Annotated in this window: 4 protein-coding genes; all 4 read right to left on the reverse strand. The window is 42.5% G+C overall.

Annotated features, from left to right (window positions below):
* Nucleotides 1–92 precede the first annotated feature (92 nt).
* A complete protein-coding gene (locus HWQ41_RS23745; protein WP_292768404.1) occupies nucleotides 93–827 on the reverse strand; it encodes a peptidylprolyl isomerase in 735 nt (244 codons plus the stop codon).
* 108 nt (nucleotides 828–935) lie between these two features.
* Entirely contained in the window at nucleotides 936–2459 is a 1524-nt protein-coding gene (locus HWQ41_RS23750; protein WP_292768406.1) for an HlyD family efflux transporter periplasmic adaptor subunit, read from the reverse strand.
* A 244-nt stretch (nucleotides 2460–2703) separates the two neighbouring features.
* The gene (locus tag HWQ41_RS23755; protein WP_292768408.1) at nucleotides 2704–5433 is read right to left on the reverse strand and encodes a peptidase domain-containing ABC transporter; all 2730 of its coding nucleotides are present in this window, start codon (nucleotides 5431–5433) and stop codon (nucleotides 2704–2706) included.
* The gene (locus HWQ41_RS23760) at nucleotides 5327–6106 is read right to left on the reverse strand and encodes a helix-turn-helix domain-containing protein (RefSeq protein WP_366931700.1); all 780 of its coding nucleotides are present in this window, start codon (nucleotides 6104–6106) and stop codon (nucleotides 5327–5329) included. Before HWQ41_RS23760 ends, HWQ41_RS23755 begins: the two co-directional genes overlap by 107 nt.
* Between the last annotated feature and the right edge of the window lie 909 nt (nucleotides 6107–7015).

Here is a 7015-nt window from a genome sequence, read left to right on the forward strand (position 1 = left end):
GATTAAGGGGGGTAATTCGACTTGTGTATACACCGTAGGCTTTCGGGGAGGGGGTTGGGGGTAGGGTTCAGTACCTACTCAAGCGAGAACCGCTATAATTGCTTAACAATATCAACTTTAGAAATCTGTTCCTTTAGCCATTCAGAAAACAAATTTGAAGCAATTTTTTGGTATAAGGCATTATCCAATTCCCCTTGAATAATCTCCTCTACCAAAATCAGATGTACCCCCGAAGATGTCACTATAGGTTTGAGAAGTTGGAGAGGCTTGGCAGCAAAGACAGCAGCAGAAATTTCCGGCTTTAGCTCTTGGCGACGCACTATCCCCCGATATCCCCCTTTGCGACGTAATTCCGCATCCTGGATGTATTTGTGAGCAACATCATAAAAACTCATTTCACCTTGCTTAATTGCATAAAAGAGTTCTATCGCCAAGTCTTCATCATCCAGAAAAACCTCATACATGACCACACCGGCATAATCTATCTGGTGTTGCAAGAAATAGGGTTCAACTTTATCTGCAAATAAATGAGCGGCTAACTTCCCAGAAATGACGGTGGTGTAGACAATTTCTTCATAATCATCTATAGAAAGACTATGTTTTTCCAACCACGCCCAGGTATCATCAGCACTATTGAGTTTGTTGATTAACCGGATTTGGTCTGCTGCGATCTGAAGTTCCTCTGTCTCTACTTTGATCCCCACCTGAACTGCAACATTTTCAATAACCTTGCGGGTAACAATCCCCTCAACAAACTCAGGAATTTTGCAAGATAGCTTGACTTCAGAAAGAATATCTTCGTTGGTAATAGTGATAGTTTGTAACATGATGTTTTTCCTAAGTAGATAGACGACATTAAATGTTTTTCGCTGAGAGGGGAGCTTTCCGCCCGGTTAGGTGGTTAGGTTTAGGAATATATAATGCGATCGATCGCTCTATAATTTCACACCGCCCTGCTGCAACTGCTTAAATGGATCAAGCAGAAAATCAATAATCCGACGCTGGCGCACAATTACCTCTGCCGTTGCCGTATCCCCAGGATGCAGGGCAATACATTTATTAGCCGAGCGAATACAATTTTGTTTTAGGGCAATTTCCAACTCATAAGCTGCTACCTTACCATTAGGTGTTTCCACCTCTATGGTAGTAGGAGAAATTTGTAACAATTCTCCTTCCACCACGCCATAATCCTGAAACGGATAAGCATCAAACTTTAACTTTACTGGCAAACCTTTTCGCAAAAAACCACTCTCATTTGTTGCCATTTGTGCCCGAATTATTAAAGGCGAACCTTGGGGTGAAATCTCTGCAATCATAGTTCCTGGCTGCACTACAGACCCAGCCCGTTGTATCGGTAACTGAAATACTTTACCATTCACAGTGGCTCTTAACTTTCGTTGTCCCAACTGAAATTTTAACGAGACAATCTGACTCTTATTTTGAGCAATTTCTGCCTGAAGCGTAGTAATTTCTGTCTCCAAATTCTTTTGTTGTTCTTCAATTTGTAGCCCAGCCAGTTTACCAGAACGAATTAAAGTCTGATAACTCCTTTGTTGTTCTTTAAGTCGCAACTGTGCCTGTTCAATATCTGCATTTGCTTGCCGAATAGTCCGCTCATAACTACTCTGTTGTTCTACCAAACGTAGTTTAGCCTGCTGAATATCTGATTTATTTTGTTCATATAACTGTTCCTTGTCTTTAGCTATGTCTTGCTTCTCCACAACATAAGTTTCTGAAATAACGCCTGACTGCCAAAGACTACGATAGCGTTTGACTTCTCGTTCGCTACTCACCAAAATACTGTTTATTAACTTATTAGCAGTTTGACTATGCTCAAGAGTTTGCCGTGCTTGATTGACTTGAGCCAATTTTTCGTCTTTTTGTAAATCATAGGAATTCTTAAGAGCATTCAGATTCTGTTGTGCTTGATCAACTTGAGACTGCTTTTCTAACTGTTGAGATTGATTTTGTTGCTGTTGAGTTGTCAAAGATACAACTAACTGACTTTTAGATGAATTTAACTGAGAAAGTCGATTTAATTGTCCCTCTAACTTATCCTGTGCCTGCCCTAATTCCGCCTTAACTAATTCCGATTCCAACACCAATAAAGTCTGCCCAGCTTTAACTGAATCACCTTCCTTTACCCGAATTTCGGCAACAGTACCTGCCACAGGACTATCCAGTTTAACTGTCTTTCCCTTTGGCTCAAGCCGCCCTCTTGCCGTCCCCGTTTCATCCACCTTAGATAGCATCGCCCAAGGTAAAATGATCGACACAAACACCACTAAAAAATATAGCAATCCCCTTGTCCAAACTTGGGGCAAGCTATCAAGTAAATCCTTGGTCACGTAAGCCCAATCATCAGTTGATTTAGCTGGTGTTTGCTCCCTTAAAGTTTCCTCACCCGGTTCTACCTCATAAATTTGGGTTTGAACCTTTCCATTCAATGTGTTTGGCATGATTTTTCCTGATATCAATTTAGGATTTTGAGAGTGGGAGAGAAGAAACATTGGTGTCAACTTAAGCTAAAACCCTTTTCAAACCTCGTTTCTAGCCTCTGGCTGGAAATGCTACTCATTGCGGCTCTGCCGCAAATCAAGAGGCGGCAGCCCTCCAATTAGGCATTCCCAGTCTCCGCCTGGGAACGAGACAACCGTATTGGGAGTGGGGAGACAAGAAAAGCTTCCTCCTTGTCCTCTTCTTTCACCCCGCAACATCCAACTGCTGATGATTGAGATAAAAATAATGTCCTCGCTTCGCCATCAACTCTTGGTGAGTCCCACTCTCAATTAAGATGCCGCGATCCAGCACCAAAATCAAATCTGCATTCCGCACAGTTGAAAGGCGATGGGCGATTATTAAGGTGGTTCTGCCCTGAAGAATTGTGTTTAAATTCGTCTGAATAATCCTTTCTGACTCTGCATCCAGATGGGAAGTCGCTTCATCCAAAATCAACAGCTTGGGATTGCCTAACAACGCCTTAGCGATCGCAATTCTTTGTCGCTGTCCTCCAGATAACATCCCCCCTCCTTCACCAATCTGGCTTTCATAACCCATAGGTAACTTTTTAATAAACTCATCAGCACCCGCCAATCGCGCCGCCTCAATAATCTCTGCCAAAGTTGCCCCAGGATGTGCCAAGCTAATATTTTCCCGAATCGTTCCGCCAAACAAAAAGGTATCTTGGTCAACTACCCCAACCTGCTCGCGTAGAGAACGCAACGAGAGACTAGTAATATCCTGCCCATCAATCAAAACTTTGCCATCTGTGGGGGGATATAACCCCAAAACCAGCTTAGAAATCGTGGTTTTCCCCGAACCACTACGTCCCACCAGGGCAACCATTTGCCCGCTATGTACTTCAAAACTGAGATTTTCTAAAACATTGATATCGCTTTCCGGGTGATAGCGAAACGTCACGTTGTCAAAGCGAATGTTACCTTGAATGGGTGGTAAAGATTGCCGCGCCTGCTGCTGCAAATCCTCTTCTGGTTCCGCATCCAACACATCATTAATGCGTTCCACTGCAATCACCACTTCTTGCAATTGATTCCACAAAACTATTAATCGTTGGAAAGGTGTAATAATAGTTGCCAGCAACATATTAAATGCTACCAATTGCCCAATGGTTAGTTGGTTGTGAATCACTTGGTACGCCCCAAACCACAGCAAGAGGGTAGTTGCCACTGCTTCAATTGTGTTGCTGAATATTTGCAGGCGATTGCTGATAATTTGCCCGGAAAAGTTAGTTTTTATTTCTTTGCTTAATAACTCTTCCCAATGCCAACGTACCGTCTGTTCCACGGCTGTAGATTTAACTGTTCGCACACCAGAAAGGGCTTCAATCAGATAGCTGCTTTCCTTAGCAACAGCATTAAATATTTCTCTAGAAATCTTTTGTAAAAAAGGTGTGGCAATCAATGCCAGCAGGACAAAAGGCGGTACAATCACCAACACTAACAACGCCATTTTCCAGCTGTACCAAAACATCAATCCTAAATAGATAAAGACAGTGAGTAAATCTAACAGGATGGACAACGCTTCACCGGAGAGGAAACGTTGAATTTTGCGGTTTTCCTGTACACGCGAGATAATATCCCCCACATAACGGGACTCAAAGTAACTCAAGGGTAGCCGCAGGGTATGGCGAATAAATCCGACAATCAGTGCTAAATCGAGCTTATTCGCCGTGTGGTCTAATAGATATTGCCGCAACCCCGTCATCGCCACACGGAATAAACTAAAAATCAGTAATCCTAATCCCACCGCCGTTAAGGTGAGTTCCGATCGCTGCACCACCACTCGGTCTAAAATTAACTGGGTGAATAAGGGAGTAACAAGTCCAAATATCTGGATAAATAAGGAAGCGACAAATACTTCCAGGATTACTAAAGAGTGAGGCTTCATCAACTCAAAGAATTGCCAAAAGGGGGTAGAAGTCTCTTTGGTGTCCTTGAGCATGGCTGTCGGTTGCAGCAGCAATGTGTAACCAGTCCAGTTGGCTTTAAATTCCTGGTGGCTGAGGGTGCGTTGACCAATACCAGGATCTGCCACAATCACCTGTTTATGAGTGATTTTATAGACAACGATGTAGTGCTTTCCCTCCCAGTGGGCGATCGCAGGCAACTTTTGCTTCGCCAATTGGTCAAGACTCGCTTTCACAGGTCGCGTGCTAAACCCAATGCCTTCCGCCGCCGCCGATAACCCCCGCAGTGACGAGCCATTGCGGTCAACATTGGCCATATCCCGCAGGCGATTTACACTAAAGTTTTTCCCCCAATAGCGAGACACCATCACTAAACAAGCTGCACCGCAATCCGATCCACTCTGTTGGGCAAAAAACGGATAGCGCCGAATCACACGCTGTAATAAATGCCCGACTCGCTGCGTGGAGTTGGGAAAATAGGCTTTACTAATCTTTTTCTCGCGTGGTTCTACTGCTAGCGTTGGCAAAATCTTCGTTTCATCCAGCCGTTTTAAGTCAGATGGCAGTAGTGGGGCGTTATCTGAGTCCACTTGTTGGGGATTACGAGACAGTGCTTTAGCCCACAAATGCTCCCGAATTTGGGGATATTTAGCCATTAGTGGCCACAACACCTCACCCGGAACAAAGCACAGTTGCAAGTTGACTGAAGCTCTGGCTGCATAAGGTTTAAAGTCACCCTCCTTAAACAAGGTAAATTCCCCAAATGAGTCTCCCACCTCCAAGGTGGCGATTAACTCATCGGCGCTATCTAGCAACCTGACCTTACCAGCGATCGCAATATAGATTCCTGGTTGAGCATCAGTTCCTTGCCAGAATTTGCCGACTTTTGGGTTGATAAATTTAACTTGTTGAAGATAGTGTTGAAATTCCTCTATCGAAAGAGAATAACCCAGAGTATTGTTGAACTGTTCCAGAGTAACCAACTGAGCGGATATATCTTGCGCCATAAACGTCTACATCTTTTCCTAATTTTGCAAAGTTAATAAGTAACAATTTCGAATTATCGGGAATAGTTGTCGATTTCAGATCACTGATCAAAATTTTGGAACCTTGGGCCTGTTCAGTGTTGTTTTGTTCAGCATTACTGGGTTTTGCTAATGTGGATAATCCCATCTGTTTGAGCAGTCGCTTGATATGGCGATCGCTCACCTCAATCCCAAATTCTTTTACCAGATGTTTCCCCAGCCAGTTTGCTGTCCAGCGCCGAAAACCATAGCCATGATCGCGGGGACTACTCCTAATCAGTTCTTTCAAACGTTCTAAATACTCGTCATTTACTGCCTTCGGGCGACCAATGGGGGAATCTTGCCATTGGTGCGCCATCCCCGTCCGGGCTATGTGCATCCAATGCCGTGCTGTTGCTGGACAACACCCCAATATTTGACAAATTTCCGTTTGAGTTTTTCCCTCATCTGCCAACAACATGATTTCAATCCGATGTCGGTAAGATTCAGGTAAACTTTTTTCCAAACTTCCTAACAGTAGTTTCCGCTGAAATGATGTTAAATACTTACTGTTAATCACATTTGCATATTTTGTTTCAATTTTCGTTGAGTAGTCGGACATATACGTACAATTGGCTAGTTTTTTCGACATACGAATGCCTTCTATTTGATGCATAATTTGGCACTGCTCTCTAATCAAAATAGAAATAAGTAGAGAGATGCAAAAGCTAATTTTTACTTGTAGCTGTAGTAGATAACCTTGTTATAAAAAACATCTCACATTTGGTTTTTTATTTAATGTGAAGGAATTGAATTTTAACAAATCAACGTGATGTGCAACTTATTCTTGAAACCCCGCTTCAAAACCTTTCCCCCATAGGGAGAGAGGCTTTGATTTTTGCTCCCCTTCCATACCAGGGAAGGGGCTGGGGGTTAGTTTGAGAGAAAGTTGCACATCGCGTAAATGATGTTTTCTACAGCAAGGTTTTGTATATTGCTTCTGTAGATACAGATTAGAATACAAATCCTATTTATAAATTACGAAAATAGTCGCTAAATTTTAATAAAGTTTTTGTAAAGATAATTTTTTAGTGAACAGAGAAAAAAGATTAATAGCAGAATCGCCGTTACCACCCATGAAACGGCACGGAAAAACAGATGTATATTTAGTTTTATAAAAAGGTTGAAATGACCGATTTACAAGCTGTTTGCTGATTTTAAGTTTTTTCACATAGGTTGATTTTTTCACGCCGGCTCACTTGGTACTTAAAATCTTGTCGAATATGGGGGTGTAAAACACAATTTTGGGGTTAGCTCTGAATAGGACTTACACAAAACTACACGCGCTCAGGGGCAATTCATGAATTGCCCCTAAGAAGAAAATCATTCTTTTCGGCTATTGTTTGCGTAAGTCCTGCTGAATTCTGACTACTGACTCCTGAATTCTGTTTTGATAAAAGTAATATTGTCTTAACTTGTCCCGAATGGGGCACAATAGACCTCTTGCATAAATGCTTAAATTATCTATTGATATCATGTCCGGGTAATTAGTTGTGATTCCCATAGTCATTGCACCCCACACGCC

Source organism: Nostoc sp. NOS(2021) (genome assembly GCF_017115025.1).
In the GTDB taxonomy this organism is placed as follows: domain Bacteria; phylum Cyanobacteriota; class Cyanobacteriia; order Cyanobacteriales; family Nostocaceae; genus Nostoc.

Excerpts from the sequence above, each read along its gene's own strand:
- HWQ41_RS23750 (WP_292768406.1), bottom strand. The coding sequence starts at position 2,459 with ATGCCAAACACATTGAATGGAAAGGTTCAAACCCAAATTTATGAGGTA.
- HWQ41_RS23755 (WP_292768408.1), bottom strand. The coding sequence starts at position 5,433 with ATGGCGCAAGATATATCCGCTCAGTTGGTTACTCTGGAACAGTTCAAC.
- HWQ41_RS23760 (WP_366931700.1), bottom strand. The coding sequence starts at position 6,106 with ATGCATCAAATAGAAGGCATTCGTATGTCGAAAAAACTAGCCAATTGT.
- HWQ41_RS23745 (WP_292768404.1), bottom strand. The coding sequence starts at position 827 with ATGTTACAAACTATCACTATTACCAACGAAGATATTCTTTCTGAAGTC.